At 60.9% G+C, this 17,870-nt stretch carries 16 protein-coding genes and 5 pseudogenes; 14 read left to right on the top strand and 7 right to left on the bottom strand.

The annotated features are described in order from the left end of the window. Nucleotides 1-24 precede the first annotated feature (24 nt). Together ACP2YO_RS08320 and ACP2YO_RS08315 are read right to left on the bottom strand one after the other, a co-directional pair. Nucleotides 25-489: a helix-turn-helix domain-containing protein gene (locus tag ACP2YO_RS08320; protein ID WP_426437455.1), complete on the bottom strand. Its 465-nt coding sequence runs from the start codon at nucleotides 487-489 to the stop codon at nucleotides 25-27. 120 nt (nucleotides 490-609) lie between these two features. Further along, nucleotides 610-939: a DUF5372 family protein gene (locus tag ACP2YO_RS08315; protein ID WP_426443101.1), complete on the bottom strand. Its 330-nt coding sequence runs from the start codon at nucleotides 937-939 to the stop codon at nucleotides 610-612. A 23-nt stretch (nucleotides 940-962) separates the two neighbouring features. On the opposite strand from ACP2YO_RS08315, the gene tnpB (ACP2YO_RS08310) reads away from it, so the two are divergent. Genes tnpB (ACP2YO_RS08310) through ACP2YO_RS08300 form a run of 3 tightly spaced genes read left to right on the top strand, consistent with a single transcriptional unit; the run spans nucleotide 963 to nucleotide 3,136 of the window. Further along, entirely contained in the window at nucleotides 963-1,136 is a 174-nt protein-coding gene (gene tnpB / locus ACP2YO_RS08310) for an IS66 family insertion sequence element accessory protein TnpB (protein WP_426437454.1), read from the top strand. 47 nt (nucleotides 1,137-1,183) lie between these two features. Further along, nucleotides 1,184-2,836 (top strand): IS66 family transposase, encoded by a 1,653-nt coding sequence (tnpC, locus tag ACP2YO_RS08305; protein WP_426440432.1) that lies wholly within the window; start codon nucleotides 1,184-1,186, stop codon nucleotides 2,834-2,836. Between the two features lie 30 nt (nucleotides 2,837-2,866). Continuing rightward, nucleotides 2,867-3,136: a hypothetical protein gene (locus tag ACP2YO_RS08300; RefSeq protein WP_426440431.1), complete on the top strand. Its 270-nt coding sequence runs from the start codon at nucleotides 2,867-2,869 to the stop codon at nucleotides 3,134-3,136. 242 nt (nucleotides 3,137-3,378) lie between these two features. Here ACP2YO_RS08300 and ACP2YO_RS08295 read toward each other — a convergent pair whose 3' ends face one another. Both ACP2YO_RS08295 and ACP2YO_RS08290 read right to left on the bottom strand, forming a co-directional pair. Further along, nucleotides 3,379-4,833, bottom strand: coding sequence for an IS1182 family transposase (locus ACP2YO_RS08295; RefSeq protein ID WP_426439819.1), 1,455 nt, complete (start codon nucleotides 4,831-4,833; stop codon nucleotides 3,379-3,381). A 963-nt stretch (nucleotides 4,834-5,796) separates the two neighbouring features. Then, nucleotides 5,797-6,036, bottom strand: a complete 240-nt coding sequence (locus ACP2YO_RS08290; RefSeq protein ID WP_426440430.1) for a group II intron maturase-specific domain-containing protein — start codon at nucleotides 6,034-6,036, stop codon at nucleotides 5,797-5,799. A gap of 93 nt (nucleotides 6,037-6,129) precedes the next feature. Here ACP2YO_RS08290 and ACP2YO_RS08285 point away from each other — a divergent pair. From ACP2YO_RS08285 to ACP2YO_RS08260, 6 genes and pseudogenes are all read left to right on the top strand, one after another. Continuing rightward, nucleotides 6,130-6,955 (top strand): annotated as a pseudogene (locus ACP2YO_RS08285) (IS630 family transposase); the annotation flags it as partial. An 88-nt stretch (nucleotides 6,956-7,043) separates the two neighbouring features. Then, nucleotides 7,044-7,388 carry an IS66-like element accessory protein TnpA gene (tnpA, locus tag ACP2YO_RS08280; protein ID WP_426440094.1) on the top strand — a complete coding sequence of 115 codons (345 nt, stop codon included), beginning with the start codon at nucleotides 7,044-7,046 and terminating at the stop codon, nucleotides 7,386-7,388. Then, nucleotides 7,385-7,732 carry an IS66 family insertion sequence element accessory protein TnpB gene (tnpB, locus tag ACP2YO_RS08275; RefSeq protein ID WP_082758020.1) on the top strand — a complete coding sequence of 116 codons (348 nt, stop codon included), beginning with the start codon at nucleotides 7,385-7,387 and terminating at the stop codon, nucleotides 7,730-7,732. The genes tnpA and tnpB (ACP2YO_RS08275) overlap by 4 nt, the downstream gene beginning before the upstream one ends. Before the next feature lie 44 nt (nucleotides 7,733-7,776). Continuing rightward, entirely contained in the window at nucleotides 7,777-9,513 is a 1,737-nt protein-coding gene (tnpC, locus tag ACP2YO_RS08270) for an IS66 family transposase (RefSeq protein ID WP_426440095.1), read from the top strand. 30 nt (nucleotides 9,514-9,543) lie between these two features. Continuing rightward, entirely contained in the window at nucleotides 9,544-9,717 is a 174-nt protein-coding gene (locus tag ACP2YO_RS08265) for a hypothetical protein (RefSeq protein WP_426443547.1), read from the top strand. A 138-nt stretch (nucleotides 9,718-9,855) separates the two neighbouring features. Next, nucleotides 9,856-10,296, top strand: a pseudogene (locus ACP2YO_RS08260) (transposase); the annotation flags it as partial. Between the two features lie 75 nt (nucleotides 10,297-10,371). Here the strand turns inward: ACP2YO_RS08260 and ltrA are convergent. Continuing rightward, on the bottom strand, nucleotides 10,372-11,625 hold the full coding sequence (ltrA, locus tag ACP2YO_RS08255; RefSeq protein ID WP_426436699.1) for a group II intron reverse transcriptase/maturase: 1,254 nt from the start codon (nucleotides 11,623-11,625) through the stop codon (nucleotides 10,372-10,374). A gap of 558 nt (nucleotides 11,626-12,183) precedes the next feature. Between ltrA and ACP2YO_RS08250 the strand changes: the two are divergent. Continuing rightward, nucleotides 12,184-13,092 (top strand): annotated as a pseudogene (locus tag ACP2YO_RS08250) (IS5 family transposase); the annotation flags it as partial. On the opposite strand, the gene ACP2YO_RS08245 reads toward ACP2YO_RS08250, so the two are convergent. Next, on the bottom strand, nucleotides 13,012-14,238 hold the full coding sequence (locus ACP2YO_RS08245) for a reverse transcriptase domain-containing protein (RefSeq protein WP_426440429.1): 1,227 nt from the start codon (nucleotides 14,236-14,238) through the stop codon (nucleotides 13,012-13,014). The pseudogene ACP2YO_RS08250 and the gene ACP2YO_RS08245 sit on opposite strands and share 81 nt — an antisense overlap. 663 nt (nucleotides 14,239-14,901) lie before the next feature. Here ACP2YO_RS08245 and ACP2YO_RS08240 point away from each other — a divergent pair. Further along, nucleotides 14,902-15,411, top strand: a pseudogene (locus ACP2YO_RS08240) (isoprenylcysteine carboxylmethyltransferase family protein); the annotation flags it as partial. A gap of 132 nt (nucleotides 15,412-15,543) precedes the next feature. Further along, nucleotides 15,544-16,022, top strand: a pseudogene (locus tag ACP2YO_RS08235) (LLM class flavin-dependent oxidoreductase); the annotation flags it as partial. Nucleotides 16,023-16,100: 78 nt separating this feature from the next. Here ACP2YO_RS08235 and ACP2YO_RS08230 read toward each other — a convergent pair. Next, entirely contained in the window at nucleotides 16,101-16,376 is a 276-nt protein-coding gene (locus ACP2YO_RS08230) for a helix-turn-helix domain-containing protein (RefSeq protein WP_426440428.1), read from the bottom strand. A gap of 137 nt (nucleotides 16,377-16,513) precedes the next feature. Here ACP2YO_RS08230 and ACP2YO_RS08225 point away from each other — a divergent pair, with 137 nt between their 5' ends. Together ACP2YO_RS08225 and ACP2YO_RS08220 are read left to right on the top strand one after the other, a co-directional pair. Then, entirely contained in the window at nucleotides 16,514-17,377 is an 864-nt protein-coding gene (locus ACP2YO_RS08225; RefSeq protein WP_426440427.1) for a hypothetical protein, read from the top strand. 64 nt (nucleotides 17,378-17,441) lie between these two features. After that, nucleotides 17,442-17,870, top strand: a complete 429-nt coding sequence (locus ACP2YO_RS08220) for a hypothetical protein (protein WP_426440426.1) — start codon at nucleotides 17,442-17,444, stop codon at nucleotides 17,868-17,870.

Here is a 17,870-nt window from a genome sequence, read left to right as displayed (position 1 = left end):
AATGCGGTCCCGGGCCACGATTGGTCACGCTGTTTTTTTTACGCCGAGCGCACGTTCGATTGTTCTGGGATGGATATCGAGGCCGAACTCGGTCCGAAGCTGGTTTGCCAGTGCGCGCGCCCGAATGGGTTCGCCGGGCTCCACCTGTGCCTTGAGGAAGGCCAGTACGTCGCCTTGGATCTTGTGTGGCCCGCGCGGTCCGCGTTTCCTGGGCACCAGACCGGCCAGACCCGCGTCCTCGAAGTCCGCTTTGGCCTGGTAGAAAGTTGGCCGAGAGACGCCATATTCGTCGGACACCTCCGTTACCGACATTTTGTCGACCGATACGCGCCGCAGCATTTCGTACTTCACTTGCACGATGTCTCGCGGGTCGAAGAAGTCGTTCTCCTGGAATTTCGGGTCGCCGACTTTCTCCGGAGCCGGATTGAGCACCCCATCCGCGGCCAGAGCGCTGACCTTCGATCGCTTGTGTTTGACGCCGTCCGACACCTGCGTCGCTCTCCAAGGTCGACTCAATAAACGTAACTATTAATATGCCGCACAAGACTAAATGGTCAAGCACCACGCTGCCGCCTAATGGTGTATTTGAGATCTACAAATAGGCAACATTTAGCGAAGCGTCCATGGGCTTTGCGGCGTTATTTCGCTTACATTTCCGGCAAAATTTACTTTACAGCCTTTCGGCGTCATGCACCTGCCTTGCAACATGAGGCGCTCTACAAGGCCGCTGAGAGCCAGTAGATCGGCGAGACTGCACAGTGCGCGCCCATCTCCCACCACCCCCTCGAGATTGGGGCCTGCTGCATCGGTCCATTGCGGCGGAACAGAGCAAATTCGGCCATCGTCAAAGCGCAGCAGCAACAGCTTGCCCGCTCGGTTGCCACGCCTCCCGACGCAGGCACCTCTCTGGCCGGAATACGGATGAAAGGGATGGCTCACCGTCACAAGCTGCAACGGGACTGATGAACCGCTTGCATTTCCAACTGAGTTACAAAAGACTCGAGAGAGGAAGGTTCATCTGGCCATCGGTTGCCGGTGAATCGGTAACGATCTCTCCGGCGCAGTTGAGCTATCTGTTGTCCGGAATCGATTGGCGCAATCCTCAAGAAACCCAACGTCCGACGCGGGTCGGATAGCCGCTTTTACGGTTTGCATCTGCTGCTTGATCTGATTCAATGGCTTCATGATATCGAAGCCGGACGATCTTCCTTCGGACCTTGTGAGTGCCCTGGCGGCACTGCAGGCCGAGCGTGAGGCGCGGCTGCAAGCCGAAGCGGTGGCTGCCAGCGCGCGGGCAGAGCTGTCGGACAACGAGGCGCTGATCGCGCATCTCGAGCTGCGGATCGAGAAGCTCAAACGCGAACTGTACGGGCAGCGCTCCGAGCGCACGGCACGGCTGCTCGAGCAGCTGGAGTTGGAGCTCGAAGAACTCGTCACCACGGCGAGCGAGGATGAGCTTGCCGCACAGGCCGCGGCGGCGAAGACGCAGAACGTCCGCCCCTTCATGCGCAAGCGGCCGGTGCGCAAGCCATGGCCGGATGACATCGAACACGAGCGCGTCGTCATCGAGGCTCCGACGAGCTGCGCCTGCTGCGGCGGATCGCGGCTGGCGAAGATCGGCGAGGATGTGACCAAGACGTTGGAGGAGATCCCGCGTCGCTTCAAGGTCATCGAGACGGTGCGCGAGAAGTTCACCTGCCGCGATTGCGAGAAGATCAGCCAGCCGCCGGCGCCGTTCCATGCCACGCCGCGCGGCTTCATCGGCCCGCAGTTGTTGGCGACGATCCTGTTCGACAAGTTCGGCATGCATATCCCGCTCAACCGCCAGAGTGCGCGCTTTAAGGCCGAGGGGATCGACCTGCCGTTGTCGACGCTGGCCGACCAGGTCGGCCACGGGACCTTCGCCGTCATGCCGCTCTTCCACTTGATCGAACGCCATGTGCTCGCTGCCGAGCGCCTTCATGGCGACGACACCACCATCCGCATCCTGGCCAAAAGCAAGTGCACGACCGGTCGGATCTGGACTTATGTGCGGGATGACCGGCCCTTTGCCGGGCCTGCGCCGCCGGCGGCGGTCTATTACGCCTCGAGCGACCGGCGAGGTGAGCACCCGCAGAAGCATCTGGCCGCCTTCGCCGGCATCCTGCAAGCCGATTGCTACAATGGTTTTGAGCCGTTGTTCGACCCGCGCAAGAAGGTGCTGCCGATCACACCGGCGTTTTGCCTGGCCCATGCGCGGCGGGGCTTCTTCGAGCTGGCCGACATCGAGAAAAATGCTCGGGAAGGTAACAAGGGCAAACCGGTCTCCCCGATCGCGCTGGAGGCGGTCAGGCGCCTCGACGCGCTGTTCGAGCTCGAACGCGCCATCAATGGCCGTAGCGCCGACGAGCGGCGTGCCGTGCGCCAGGAAAAGAGCAAGCCGCTTCTCGAGGACATGCACGCCTGGTTGCTGCGTGAGCGCGAAACCCTGTCGCGCTCTGCCGAGGTCCTGAAACCGATGAATTACATGCTCAGGCGCTGGGACGACTTCGCCCGCTTCCTCGACGATGGCAGGATCTGCTTGACCAACAATTGCGCTGAGCGCGCATTGAGAGGCATCGCCTTGGGAAGGCGCAACTGGACCTTCGCTGGCAGCCGGCGGGGTGCTGACCGTGCCGCCATCATGCTGACGATGATCACGACCTGTCGCCTCAACGACGTCGATCCCAAGGCCTGGCTCGCCGACGTCCTCGCCCGTATCGCAGATCTTCCCGCATCGCGTCTGCACGAACTGCTGCCCTGGGAATGGAAGCTCCTGCGCCAAGCCGACAAGCCTGCCGATCAGCAGGCCGCCTGACCTTCGCGCAACGCCATCATAGAGCTCGCCATGCCCGCGCGCATGCGTCAATCTGGCGGTCTTCGTCGTATGCGTACCGTGAACTACGAGTTCGCCGATATCGTCGGCTTGTTCGGCGCGGTGACTCGACGGACGATCGAGGCCAGCTTCGATGACGCCGAAGTCCACGGCTCTTACGTATATCTTCTATTTTCCCGGCAATTCTTCTCTGTGTTTCGGCCCGGGGTCCCGACTAAGATCGGCAACGGGGTCACGTCCTCCCAATTCAACGAAATCAATGGTCTGGAGGGGTCCCGCTGATGCCGATGGGGGTTATTTTTCGATCAGCATTCACAGACATGGCAATATCGACGCAAATGACCCAGGCTGTGTAAAAACGTCTTTCCTCCCCCAAAAACTGCACGCAACCGGGGACTATCCGTGTCAGACACGACGGTCTGAGCATATTTTTGCTTTGTCGGGTCCAGAGTCAACCCGGCCGCAAGCCCGGGCCACGCTGGCTACCTGAACGGTCACACGATACGCATAACAACACGAACTCTTCACGCCCGGATTGCCATCAGGAGTGGCTTGATGCCGACGATGTTCATTACGCGCGTGAGGTTGTAGGCGAGTACGTTCAGCGCCATTTCGGTCGCTACATTGGGCAACCGCTTCATTAGAAAGTGCGTCGCACCCATCCGCATCTTCAGTGTGGCGAACGGGTGCTCGACGGTTTCGCGGCGCACACGCATGGCTTGCGGGTTCTGATCGAGCCGCGTCTGCGCGGCCTCGACGACATGTTCATGTTCCCAGCGCTTGATGCGGCGCTCGTTGGACGTTGTGCATTGATCCTTGAACGGGCAGATGCGGCACGCCTTCGTCAAGTAAATCCGCATTTTCTGGCCATCTTCGTCAGCGGTGAAGTGGTGCGCCAGCTTCTCGCCGGCCGGGCAGCGGTAGACATCGTCCTCGGCCAAATAAACAAAATCAGATTTCCCAAAACGGCCTGCCGACTTGGCGCCCGAGGTCTGCGGCTTGGGCAGAGTGACCGCGACCCCGGCCCGTTCGCAGGCCAGGATTTCTTCACCTTTAAAGTAGCCCCGATCCGCCACGACGTCCAAGTTACCGCTGCACAGCGCGGCTTTCGCCGCCTGCGCCATCGTCGCCAGTTGCGATCTATCGGTGCCGACGTTGGTGACCTCGTGCGCGACAATCAGATGGTTCGTGGTGTCGACCGCACTTTGTACGTTGTAGGCGACCATGCCTGAGCCGCGTCCGCTCGTTGCCATCGAGCGGCAATCGGGATCGGTCAGCGATATCTGCTTGTCGGGCGAGGCGAGCAATGCCTTCTCAATCGCGGCCAGCCGTTTTACCTCTTCTTCTAGCTTCGCCAGCTTTTCCTTAAGCCGCGTCTTGGTCAGAAGCACCGTTTCCGACGGCTCTTCTCCTGCGGCAGTCTGACGGTCGGCGGTGTCGAGTTGGTTCATGTAGCGCGCCACGCTCTCTTCGATCTGCTTCTGGCGGCGCTGGATCTTGCCCTGCGTGAAGTTGTTGTCGCGACTGTTCACGGCCTTGAACTTGCTGCCGTCGATGGCAACGCTGGCCTTCGTCAGCAAGCCCATCTTGCGGCACAACGCAACGAATTGCGCGCAAACTTTCCTGATCGCTGGGCCATTGTCCTTGCGGAAGTCCGCGATCGTTTTGTGATCCGGAGCGAGCCGTCCGGTCAACCACATCACCTCGATATTGCGGCCAGCCTCGCGCTCCAGCCGCCGGCTCGATTGGACCCGGTTGAGGTAGCCGTAAATGTAGAGCTTGAGCATCGGCGATGGATGATACGCCGGCCGGCCGGTCGCTGCAGGATCAACACCATCGAACCCGAGGTCGCGCAGTTCCAACGCATCCACGAACACATCGACCGCCCGAATAGAATTGCCCTCGTCGACCCAATCATCGAGGCATCCCGGCAACAGCGTCGTCTGCTGGCGATCCGCCCCTTGAACGAAACCCTGCATCTCTTCCCCCGCCGATTCAGCAAGAGAATCATAGCATCGACTGGGTTTTCACACAGCCTGGACCCAAAGCGGAAGTCGCACCCGCTTTACTCAACCTTTAGCACGCTGATTTATGCTGGTTGACGGTGCGCCGTTCTGCAACCTATCGCTAAGCGTCGGTCAGGCGGCTTGGCGATCAGCGTGCCAACATGGATCAATCCCATATGTCTCAATTCCCTGGTCCTCTGACGCTGTACCCCACCCAGCCGGCTCAAGTCTATTGTGTTCTTTGTTGGGTCCCTAACCTTCGTGGCCATTGGCGCAACCAGTTTGGCTCAGGATGGTAGCAGCGCCATGGTGTGGGGTTGTGTCATATTTTTCGCGCTTGGCGCGGCTGGTTTCGCAGCAACTCTTCTTCCCGGCTCTGCATCTCTAACGCTAGACGCGGATGGCTTCCGAGTGAAGCAATTCTACTTCGTCCGAAGAGCTCGGTGGCAAAACGTGACAAACATCAATGTGGGCTATTCGCCCCCCTCGCGCACAAAGTTCATTCGATACAATGATACTCAATGGGGCGGTTGGAGGCTTGTGCAATGGGAGACCGCGCGGCTGGGTTATAATGCGATGCTCCCAGATACGTTCGGCATGTCGGCCGATGATTTAGCGGCCCTCATGGCACAATGGCGCGATCGGGCGGTGGGGCCGTCTTCAAGTGAGTGAGTTAGTCCGTTGTTGGCCCATCGCGTCAGTCGGCGCAGTGCAGCGGTATGTCTGGAGATGGGGGCAGATCGGACGTGGCAGGCCAGCGGCACAATGTAGAGATTGGTAGAGTCGAGATGTGGCGCGGTGGCTTTAGGCTGAACATATCTGTTGCCGCCTCTTTCGTCTGGCGGTGCCTTAGTGGTTCAACCATGACTCCGTTTCCACATCCCGCTCATCGAACCGGACGGGCGAATCTCTCGCATCCGGCTCTCGGACAAGACTTCACGCCTTCACCCACGGCACGTCGCGCCCACGCGCAGTTAAGCGTACGAGCCCGAAGTGCCCGTAGAGGTGCGAGAGTGGATAAGTCCCGCCCTTGCGTCGCCTAACTTTGTGCTTGATGCGCAACCACCGGCGCAACCGCACAGCTGTGTAGTTGTCGATCGCTCGATACGCCTTGTTGACGGTGCCTACGTTGAAGTAGTTGGCCCATCCGCGTAGCGTGCGGTTCAACTTGCCCACTAGAGCGGTTCATGGCTAGGATGAATCGGGAGGGATTCTCCTGAGGGGCGGTTTGTGATTCAAGATGCTGGCTGGGCTGGGGGCCAGCATCTGATGGGCCGACCTCTTTCCAATGACCTGCGAGAGCGCGTGGTGGCAGCGGTGGCAACTGGCGAGAGCTGCCGTATAGTGGCGGCACGGTTTGGTGTTGCAGTGTCCTCTGTAGTGAAGTGGTCGCAGCGCTACCGGGCGACCGGCTCAGTGGCGCCGGGCAAAATGGGCGGGCACCGGAAGCCGGTGCTGGAACCGCACCGCGCGTTCATCAAAGAGCGGATTCGCCAGACACCGCATCTGACGCTGCACAAGTTGAAGGACGAACTCGCTGCGCGCGGGGTCAAGGTCTCTCACAATGCGGTCTGGACATTCCTGCGGCGCGAAGGGCTGCGATTCAAAAAAAACGCTGTTCGCCCTCGAGCAAGCCCGCGCTGACGTTGCGCGTCGGAGGCGACGCTGGCGGTCATGGCAGGCCAGCCTGGATCCCCAGCGCCTGGTTTTCATCGATGAGACCTGGATCAAAACCAGCATGGCCCCGCTGCGCGGATGGGGACCGAAGGGCGAGCGAGTGGGAGGTTTTGCCCCGCACGGCCACTGGCGAACGCTGACCTTTCTCGGCGCTCTGCGTTGCGATGGCCTCACGGCCCCTTGCGTCTTCGATGGGCCAATCAACGGCGAGTGCTTCCGAGCTTACGTCGAACAGCAGCTCATCCCCGTTCTCAAGCCGGGCGACATCGTCATCATGGACAATCTCGGCAGCCATAAGTCGGCCGCTCTGCGCCGCGCCATCCGCGGCGCCGGCGCCAAGCTCTGGTATCTGCCGCCTTACTCACCAGACCTCAATCCGATCGAGCAGGCCTTTGCTAAAATCAAGCATTGGATGCGCAGTACGCCTACGATGAAGACCGCCTTGTTCTGAGAGGTGGATTGAGCACTCATAAGCACGTGTTTAAGAGCGAGCTTAAGAGCGGTTGATGGGTCAGATTTCGGTGCTGACGGGGCCGGAACGGCGGCGGCGTTGGAGCGAGGATGAACGGTGCCGGATCGTTGCGGAGGCCTTTGCGCCGGGATCGTGTGTGGCGCAGGTTGCGCGGGATCACGATATTTCGACGGGTCTGATTTACACTTGGCGTCGCCGGCTTCGCCAGGACCTTGCTGACCAGGGCTTTGTGGAAGCTTCGATGGAAGCGGAGCCGATCAAGGAAGCGGCGCCGTCCGGTGAAGTGATCGTGGTGGAATTGACGGGGAGCGGACGGATCAGGATTTGCGGGTCGGCGCCGCCCTTGCTGGTGTCGGCGGTGTTGAAGGCGCTGCGATGATTCCGATCCCCTCTGGCGTGCGGGTATGGCTGGCGACGGGCCATACCGATATGCGGCGCGGCTTTCCGAGCTTGGCTTTGCAGGTGCAGGAAGTCTTGAAGCATGACCCACTGGGGGGTCATTTGTTTTGCTTCAGGGGGCGCCGTTCAGACCTGATAAAAATCATTTGGCACGATTCTCAGGGAGCGTGCCTGTTTACAAAAAGACTCGAAAGAGGAAGATTCATTTGGCCTTCGGCTGCTGGTGAAGCCGTAACGATCTCTCCGGCACAACTTTCTTACCTGCTGTCTGGGATCGACTGGCGGAATCCTCAAGAAACTTTGCGTCCAACGCGGGTTGGATAGCATTCTGCGATTGAACCTCCCGGGAAATCTGATTCACTGGCTTCATGAGTTTGAAGCCGGATGATCTTCCTTCGGATCTTGCCAGCGCCCAGGCGGCGCTATTGATCGAACGTGAGGCGTTGCGGGCTGAACGCGAAGCGCGGCTGCGGGTCGAGGTCGAACGCGATGCGGCCGCGGCGAAGGTCACCCAGATACAAGCCGAAGCCATCAATTGGCAAGCCGAAGCGGCCAATGCGCGGGCGGAGCTGTCGGACAACGAGGCGCTGATCGCGCATCTCGAGTTGCGGATCGAGAAGCTCAAACGCGAACTGTACGGGCAGCGCTCCGAGCGCACGGCACGGCTGCTCGAGCAGCTGGAGTTGGAGCTCGAAGAACTCGTCACCACGGCGAGCGAGGATGAGCTTGCCGCACAGGCCGCGGCGGCGAAGACGCAGAACGTCCGCCCCTTCATGCGCAAGCGGCCGGTGCGCAAGCCATGGCCGGATGATATCGAACGCGAGCGCGTCGTCATTGAGGCTCCAACGGCCTGCGCCTGCTGCGGTGGATCGCGGCTGGCGAAGATCGGTGAGGATGTGACCAAGACGCTGGAGGAGATCCCGCGTCGCTTCAAGGTCATCGAGACGGTGCGCGAGAAGTTCACCTGCCGCGATTGCGAGAAGATCACCCAGCCGCCGGCGCCGTTCCATGCCACGCCGCGCGGCTTCATCGGCCCGCAGTTGCTGGCGACGATCCTGTTCGACAAGTTCGGCATGCATATCCCGCTCAACCGCCAGAGTGCGCGCTTCAAGTGCGAGAGGATCGACTTGCCGCTGTCGACGCTGGCCGATCAGGTCGGCCACGGGACTTTCGCCGTGATGCCGCTCTTCCACCTGATCGAGCGCCATGTGCTCGCTGCCGAGCGCCTTCATGGCGACGACACCACCATCCGCATCCTGGCCAAAAGCAAGTGCACGACCGGTCGGATCTGGACTTATGTGCGGGATGACCGGCCCTTTGCCGGGCCTGCGCCGCCGGCGGCGGTCTATTACGCCTCGAGCGACCGGCGAGGTGAGCACCCGCAGAAGCATCTGGCCGCCTTCGCCGGCATCCTGCAAGCCGATTGCTACAATGGTTTTGAGCCGTTGTTCGACCCGCGCAAGAAGGTGCTGCCGATCACACCGGCGTTTTGCCTGGCCCATGCGCGGCGGGGCTTCTTCGAGCTGGCCGACATCGAGAAAAATGCTCGGGAAGGTAACAAGGGCAAACCGGTCTCTCCGATCGCGCTGGAGGCGGTCAGACGCCTCGATGCGTTGTTCGAGATCGAGCGCGCCATTAACGGCTGCGGCGCCGACGAGCGGCGCACCGTGCGCCAGGAAAAGAGCAAGCCGCTTCTCGAGGACATGCACGCCTGGTTGCTGCGTGAGCGCGAAACCCTGTCGCGCTCTGCCGAGGTCCTGAAACCGATGAATTACATGCTCAGGCGCTGGGACGACTTCGCCCGCTTCCTCGACGATGGCAGGATCTGCTTGACCAACAATTGCGCTGAGCGCGCATTGAGAGGCATCGCCTTGGGAAGGCGCAACTGGACCTTCGCTGGCAGCCGGCGGGGTGCTGACCGTGCCGCCATCATGCTGACGATGATCACGACCTGTCGCCTCAACGACGTCGATCCCAAGGCCTGGCTCGCCGACGTCCTCGCCCGTATCGCAGATCTTCCCGCATCGCGTCTGCACGAACTGCTGCCCTGGGAATGGAAGCTCCTGCGCCAAGCCGGCAAGCCTGCCGATCAGCAGGCCGCCTGACCTTCGCGCAACGCCATCATAGAGCTCGCCATGCCCGCGCGCATGCGTCAATCAGGCGGTCTTCGTCGTATGCGTACGATGCGCATCGCCCAGAAGCGCACCCTCGAAGACACTTGGCGTCACATCGGCGACCTTGTTGCAACTATCCAGCCCCGCGAATGCAGCAACTATTTCGTCGTCCGTGAAGAGCGGCTAAGCGATTGAGCTAGAATCGCATTTGTCGTTGTGGACTGTTTTGCGATTGCAGGGTTTTGATGCTTCGAGCATCGGAACCCTGCAATTTCATTTTCAGGATTCCGTCGAATCGCCAGTCATGATTCCGTCGTCGCATCGGAGGTGGCGATGCGACCGAAGAAGCACAGGACGACGGGATCGGGCGATCTGTTCCGGGCCAGGCTGGACCAGATCATCAATATGAAGCACGAGCTGGTTCAGCTCGCCGGCAAAGTCGATTGGGACTGGATCGACGGTGAGATCGCGCCACTCTATAGCGAGAACGGTCGGCCAGGCATCGCGACCCGATTCATGATCGGGCTGCTGTTGCTCAAGCACGTTTATGGCCTGTCCGATGAGGGGGTGTGCGAGCGCTGGGTCCACGACCCGTACTTCCAGTTCTTCACCGGCGAAGAGTTCTTTCAGCACGCCTTCCCGCACGAGCGCTCGGACCTGAGCCACTGGCGCAAACGGCTCGGCAACAAGCTGGAGCTGTTGCTGGCCGAGAGCTTGCGGGTGGCGCACGAGGCCGGCGCGTTACGCAGCCAGGACCTCAAGCGGGTCACGGTCGGTCGAGTAGCCCCGGGGAATTGCACCCCGAGGCTCTCACGAAACCGGACGTGAACCTCTCGATTCATCCGGCTTCTATCTTCCAGCCGCAGGTCGAATGCCGACTCGCCACAAATAGAGCAGGTTCGGATCGCGCTGTGCGAGCCGTCCCAACCAATATACTGAGGCGACTTTCCGGCCTTTCAACCGCTTGTATTTCCGCCTCGTCCAACGGGCGAGCGCGTCGTTAACGTGACGAAGGACGTTGACACATTCTGTCCGGTAAAACCGTCCATAATAGTTCAGCCATCCTTGCACGACAGGATCAATCAGCTTGGCGAGTTCTTCAAGACTCCAGTGGTTTCGCGTCGAACCCAGTCGCCATGAGCGAATGGTTTGTCGGATTCCTTTGGCAGCCTTGTTGCTGATTGCCGGGAGGAAGTTGAGGAACTTCTCGCCCTTTCGATCGCGAGCGCTGCGCGGCTGGAAGGTGTAGCCAAGGAAGTCGAACGAGATGTGTTCGCATTCCTTTCTCCGTTTATTATCCTTGCAGTAGACGATCCGGGTTTTCTCCGGGTGGAGCTCCAGACCGCATTCCGTAAGACGTTTTCGGATCGCCTCCATCACGGTTCGAGCCTCGCTTTCAGTTCTGCAATGGACTATCGCATCGTCAGCGTATCTTTCGAAACACAAACAAGGGAAGGTTCGCTGCATCCAGTGATCGAATGCATAGTGCAGAACCAAATTTGCGAGCAGCGGTGAAACCACTGAACCCTGAGGGGTTCCGCGTGTTCTCTCCACAAGGATTCCGTCTTCTTTCTCCACGGGAGCTTGCAGCCACCGCTTTACGTAGAGACGAATCCAACTCAGTTCCGTGTGGTGGGCGACGGCCTTTTCGATCAGGTGCCAAGGAATCGAGTCGAAGAACGACTTGATATCAAGGTCGATAACCCAGTCGAATTTCCAGCAACGCTTTCGCGCTGTCCCGACTGCGTCAAGCGCCGAACGGCCGGGCCGATAGCCATAGGAGTCGGGATGGAATATTCGTTCCATCGTCGGCTCCATAACCATCTTTGCAACCGTCTGAGCCACGCGGTCAGCTATAGAGGGTATTCCTAACGGTCGCTTCCCTCCATTAGCCTTGGGAATTTCCACGAGACGGACGGGAGGCGGAAAGTATGTCCCCGACGACATTCGATTCCAGATCTTGTAGAGGTTTCTCTTCAAGTCCTTTTCGAATTCCTCGATGGAGACCCCGTCCACACCCGCTGACCCGCGGTTCGCTTTCACCTGTTTCCAAGCTTCCCAAACGAGATGCTTGGGGATCTGATACGACTTTGCCTCAGTCATCGGCTCCTCCCGTTTCCGGTTGGCCTGTGACTTTGGCTGGAAGATCGGGTCCCTTCGCTCCGCCCGTATTACCGGGCCTCATCACTATTACGAACCCGTCCGCCCCTGCGTCGCGCATTGGTACTCTGCCCTCGGCGGGTCCGCCGCCTTTGGGGTCTCCCTTGGCATCGCGACGCAGGTTCCCATGTTCCGCGCAAGAGCCTGCCATCGGGATCACGCCGCCTCTACACCGGTTGCCGCTCGGCCAATAGACAGGCTCTCGCCGCGCTTGATCCCAGGAGGTGGTATCGCCCCTGGTTTCGACAACACCTGAACTGTACTTTCGATGCATCATCGGCGGTTTACTTGCGTTCGTCTTCCCGTGGCTCACCTGACGGGCTGATCGCCCGCCTTTTCCAGCAACGCTCACCACCTCAGCCATTGAGCTAAAGCAGCTTGTGGCGGTTTGGACTCTGATCCTGCAATCCGAGTCCGAGGGACCTGCCCTCATCTCTTGCGCAGCAAGGCTGCTCGAAAGATGGTCTACATATTCAACCTCCTTCTTCGCGCCGTCATGGCGCACATACCACCGTGCAGCCGAAGGCGATCACCTTCCCGACCGATGCCAAGCTGCTGCACGCGGCGATCAAGGGGCTCAACCGCCTGGCGAGGAAGCACGGGGTCAAGCTGCGGCAGTCCTACCTTCGCATTGCCAAGACCGCGGCAATGATGGCGGGGCGCTACGCCCATGCCAAGCAATTCAAACGGCATCAGCGGCAGTTGCGCATCCTGCGTAGCCGGCTGGGCCGGATCATCCGCGATCTCCGCCGCAAGATCGAAGGTCAGGCTGTGATCGAGAACGCGTTCGCCCTCCCGCTCAGCCGGGCTTCGCAGATCCGCTCGCAGCAGCAACGCCAGCGCGGCTGGAAGCTCTATTCCTTCCACGCCCCGGAGGTGGAGTGCATCGGCAAGGGCAAAGCAGCCGCGCCTTACGAGTTCGGCGTCAAAGCCTCCATCGTCACCAACAACCGCCTGGCTCCTGGGGGCCTGTTCGTGCTGCACGCCACGGCGCTACCCGATAACCCGTACGACGGTCATACCTTGCAGGACGTCATTGACCGCACCGAGACACTCACCGGCTGCGCGATCGAGCGGGCCTATGTCGACAAGGGATACCGCGGTCACAACGCACAAAATCCCCGCCGAATCTTCATCTCTGGCCAGAAGCGCGGCGTCTTCGGTGTCATCAAGCGCGAGCTGCGCCGCCGCTCCGCCATCGAACCCATCATCGGACACCTGAAGACCGATGGTCACCTCGGCCGCTGCTACCTCAAAGGCCGCGCCGGCGATGCGGCTAACGTCATCCTCTCAGCCGTCGGCCACAACTTCCGCCGCATCATCGCCTGGCTAAGGGCTCTTTGGTGCCTGATCCTGACCACCCTCATCGCTGCCGCCAGCGACCGCTCTCCGCTTAATTCGGTTTCTTAACGGACGACTATTTCGCCAACGCAGGTTATGCTTCCGCCAAATCGTGAAACGCTCTAGCTCTGTGGTTTCTTGCCATGTCCCCGATCGGTCGGTCAGCGCGTGGACGTTCTCGACCATGCGCTTAATGCTCTTCTTTGATGGCCGGTAACCCAGGCGTGCCTGGCCGGTCCTCGCTGAGTACATCCGCCCGAACGAGTAACCCAAGAAGTCGAACTCCCCTTCCGGGACCTTGCAGATTCGTGTCTTCTCCTCGTTGACCGTGAGCTTCAGCTTTCTCATAATCTCGCGCAGTCGCTGCAAGGCTTCTTCGGCTTTGCCTCTCCGGCACAGGATCACAAGGTCGTCGGCGTAGGTCACGATGCGAGAGCCGAGGCTTTGTTCCAGCCCGAGCATCTTCCATCCCAGCACGAACCGGCGCATGTAGAGATTTGCCAGCAATGGTGAGATCGGTGAACCTTGCGGGATGCCGCGCCGGTTGTCCCGGGCTTCGGTCGTACGTGTCTTCCTTCCTCGATCGTCGGTTTCTTCCACGGGGCATTCCAACCACATCTTGATCAGATGCAGCACGCGCCGATCAACAATCCGGCGCGCTACCGACTTTAGAAGTTCGGTATGCGGAATGCTCCCGAAGTAGTCCGCGAGGTCGGCGTCAACGACTTCCGGGTGGCTTCGGAACAGCCGCGCTTCCACTTCGACCACCGCCTGTTGGGCATTGCGCCCGGGACGGTAAGCGTACTGCTCTGGTGGAAGGTCGGCTTCAAAGATCGGTTCCAGCACCAGCATCACTGCTGTCATGCAGACCCGATCCCGCAGGGTTGAGATGCCCAGCGGCCTGAGTTTGCCGTTGGCCTTCGGGATGAACACTCTTCTGATGGGGTCCGGTCGGTAAGTCTCCTGCCTGAGCGCAAGCGCCAGTTCGCCAAGCCACCGCTGCACCCCATACGCGTCGATGCCCGCAAAATCTTGCCCATCCACGCCCGGTGCGCCCTTGTTGGAGCGGCACTGGGCATAGGCATGGGCCAGGATGTCCTCGCGGCTGATCTTGTCGTACAAGGCATAGAAGCGATAGCCGGCTTCTGCCTTCGCTTTCGCGTGCAACGCCGTCTGCAGCTTCTGAACACTTTTCGGAGTTGATAGGTTGCCCAATCTCCAGGTCCCTCACTACGTCTTGCGTTCGTCTTGAACTGAGGTCCCTTCCCTCCCCCGGCATTACCCGGCTTCAGCGGTACTGCGAACCTCTCCGTCTCCCCAGGGCGCCCGGCCTGTCCCTCACGGGCATCCGGTTGATCATCCCTGACCACGTCCTGGGGTCTCCCGTGTTGCGTACGCTTTCCTTGTGTACATGCTGTCGCCACTACCCCGGCGCAGCGGCTGGGCGTACTGCTTCGCTCATTCACCCAGCCGTATCAGCCTTCCCCGAAAGGGTTGTCGGGTCGGCCTGCGCATCGTCCTTTTCGAGGCTTGCTCGGCGTTTACTCGCGTTACGGCCTGCACACTCGCGCTGTCACCGTATATCGTGACACGCTAACCAGAGGCTTCAGCCATTTCGTTACCTCCATGACTGCTCCGGTTGCTTCCGGCTGGAGCGGTTGCCGGGTGGGACTTGCACCCACTGGAAAGCGCCGCCTTTTCACGGCGCACACCCTAAACTGACCTCGGGTTGGCTTATGCCGCACCGCGGGTCAGGATATGGCGTCCGCCGGGAGGCCCTCGACAGCGGGCTGCCTCAGTTCGGCGGACCGCTTCACCGCAGCGAGAAAACGGCGGCGCATGAACCCGCTGACAAGCCTGATCACGAACCAGTAAGGCATGAAAAGGAGACGGGAACGTCAGTCCGGGCAGAAGACGCGGGTCTCCGTTGATAGACAGGCAGATTTCGTGTTGAGCTTGAGCCCGAAGTTCGCCCGAACTTGCTTTGTGAGGAGGAAGTTCTGCATGACCCCCCAACTCGTTACAATGATGGCCTGGAGCGCATTTGTTCTGTCGTGGATTGGTGCCGCGTTTTGGGCCGATCGGGCGGAAAAGCGACCGGCGAGGCGCGAAGCTTGGCTCTATCGCGCGGTGACGGTTGCCGGCGTCGTCCTGCTCGTTGCCGGCGGCGCACAGTTCTCTCGCACGGCGGACCGGTTATGGTCGCTTGAGCCCGTTGTCGATTATGCGCTCGTCTTGGTCGTCCTGTCGGGCATCGCGTTCACATGGTGGGCTCGGCTCTACCTTGGACGCATGTGGTCGAGTTCGGTGACCAAGAAGGCTGATCATCGCGTCGTCGATACAGGCCCATACGCCATCGTGCGCCATCCGATCTACACCGGCATCATCATCGCCTGCGCGGCGACCGCAGCGCAGCTGGGCACCGCGCTGGCTGTCGTCGGCGTATTTGTCCTGTGGTCGGATTCTGGATCAAGGCCCGGCTTGAGGAACGTTTCCTTCGCGGCCTTGCGAGCTTCAGATATGAGCGATCGACGGCTTTCCCTTAATCTTTTCATCTATCCCGGTGGCCATCACGGCTGCTTGGCGCTACAAGGGGTCCGCTGCCGACCGGATCCTCGACGTCAGCTATTATCAGGAGCTGGCGCAACGGCCGAAGCGGCAAAGTTCGACGCGATCTTCCTTGCCGACGGACCGGCGCTCGCCGACAATGTCCGCTATGCCCAGCGCTTCCGTTTCGAGCCGATCACCTGGCTCACTGCGATCGCCGTTGCGACAAAGCGCATCAGCCTGATCGCAACGGCATCAACGACTTACACCGAACCCTACAATCTTGCCCGCCCTTTCGCCTCGCTCGATCATCTGAGTGGCGGCCGGGCCGGCTGGAAATCGTGACGACGAGCACGGCGCAGGCGGCGCAGAATCTTGGCCTGCACGAGGATACACCGCGCCGCGAACGCTACGAACGGGCGCGCGAATATCTCGATGTCATCACCCGGCTGTCGCAAAGGCCCGTCCGTCGTCCGATTGAGGAGCGGAAGTCCGCGGCGATGGCTCACTTGAGCGCGCCTACGCGAATGTCATTCCTTGTGGCTGACTTGATCGCCGACGGCGATCCCGACGGCGCGCTCATCGACGAATAGGAAGGCGATTCCTCTTCCTTCCAGCGCCGCCCGCAGGTCGCGCAATGTCCGCGGCTTGGGAGCCCCTTTGCCGGTCTCGAAATCTTGGATGGCGCGTCGGGCAACCATCGTCTCTGCCGAGAGGTCATCCTGAGACAGGTCCAGCCAGGCCCTGGCAGCCTTCACCTGTTGGCCGGTGATCGTTCCTGTCGTCGTAAAGGGCTTCTTAACCATCACGAAAGTCCGAGCCGCCTCACAAGCGGATTCTTTGCAGAACTCTCTTGTGCAAAAAGCGTGTTTAAGCCTATATAGCTTGTGTACACGCTTTCAGCACAACGCGGATAGCGGTCACATGTAACAGGAGTACCAGTATGGAAGTTGAGTCGCACGTTCATTCGGTTTCTGAGGGCGAGCTCGCTCGCACCGCCCAGACGCTTGTCGCGAACGCCGTCGCATCGGCATTCAATGAGGATCCCATCATCGGCCCGGACCTTAGCCGCGCCATCTCGGTGGTCGGCTCCGTGGTGAAGCGCCACGGCCTCTTGCTCCAGAGCACGATGGCCAACGCGCTGGCCGCGAGCGGGAGGTTCGATGTCCTCGTCGACGTCGCGATCCCGATCGTCGATGCCGCCAACGAGTTGCTGCTCGCCCGCAACTCTGCGCAGGACCTGGCCCGGATCAACATCCGCGCCGACGCCGCCGCCGAGCGCATCGTCACGGTCGATCTCACGGTGATTGATCCGGAGGTGGGCTGGGCCGGCATCTACGATGTCAAGCGTGGCAATGGCCCGGTCGACGGCCGGACCCGCCGCCCGATCGAGCACGACCTGAGGGCCGCGGGCATGGTGCTGTCCAGCTATCTCGCGAAGCGCGGCTATCCGAACATTTCGCGCGTCACGGCCGGCGTCATCGACTATTACGGCGCCACCGGCTTCAACAAGGGCTTCAAGATCAGCGGCGACGAACTCGACGCGCACTTCGAGGTGTCGATCCGCGAGACGTTGGACAAGGTGACCTTGTGCCTCCGCAAGGCGCTGCTCGCCGAGCTGCCCACCCTCTTCTCCACGGTCATCAAGGCGGTCAACCGCGAGAACGCCAAGAAGGATTTCACGACCCGCGGCATCGGGCTGGTGCCCGATCCCGTGCCGGGCGACGAAGTGGTCACTCATTTCGCCAACGCGCGTCCGACCGGGCCCGGACCGCGCAAGCCCGTCCAGATCGGCGACGCTGCGTAGTCCCCTTCGGCGCCGCCGACGCTCCGGGCGAGGCGGCGCCGAGGATTTTGCCGAGGAGGCGATCATGAGCAGCAAATCGTTGATGGCGGGAGAGATCCACGACCGTCCGACCGCGTGGGATCATCCGCCCACTCGCTGGTGGCGCCTTCTTCCGCCGTCCGACTTTCACGAGGATGCCCTCCGCGCAATGCGATCCGTCGCCTCGCAGGTCGAATTCTTCGGCGAGCCCCGTTGGCACACCGCAGTCGCCGGCGACGCCTCCAGCGCGATCGCGATCGTGCTGGCGATGAATCCCAAGGGATCGTTCCGTCAGAAATTCGACCTCGCCATGACTGTGCTCGCGGTCTGCGCGTGCGAGGGAAGCGCCGCCGCCTGCGTGGTCGTCGGCAACGTCATCATCAATCTGCCCCGGGCCGGCGACAAGGAATCCGACCTCGGGGACGCGTGGGCGCTTCGCGCTTCGAACATCCTGGGCCGATCAGTGCGGAGTTAG

It is taken from the genome of Bradyrhizobium genosp. P (assembly GCF_049949265.1).
Lineage (GTDB): Bacteria > Pseudomonadota > Alphaproteobacteria > Rhizobiales > Xanthobacteraceae > Bradyrhizobium.
Note: the sequence above shows the minus strand (reverse complement) of the source record. Positions and strands in the feature narration are given on the sequence as shown.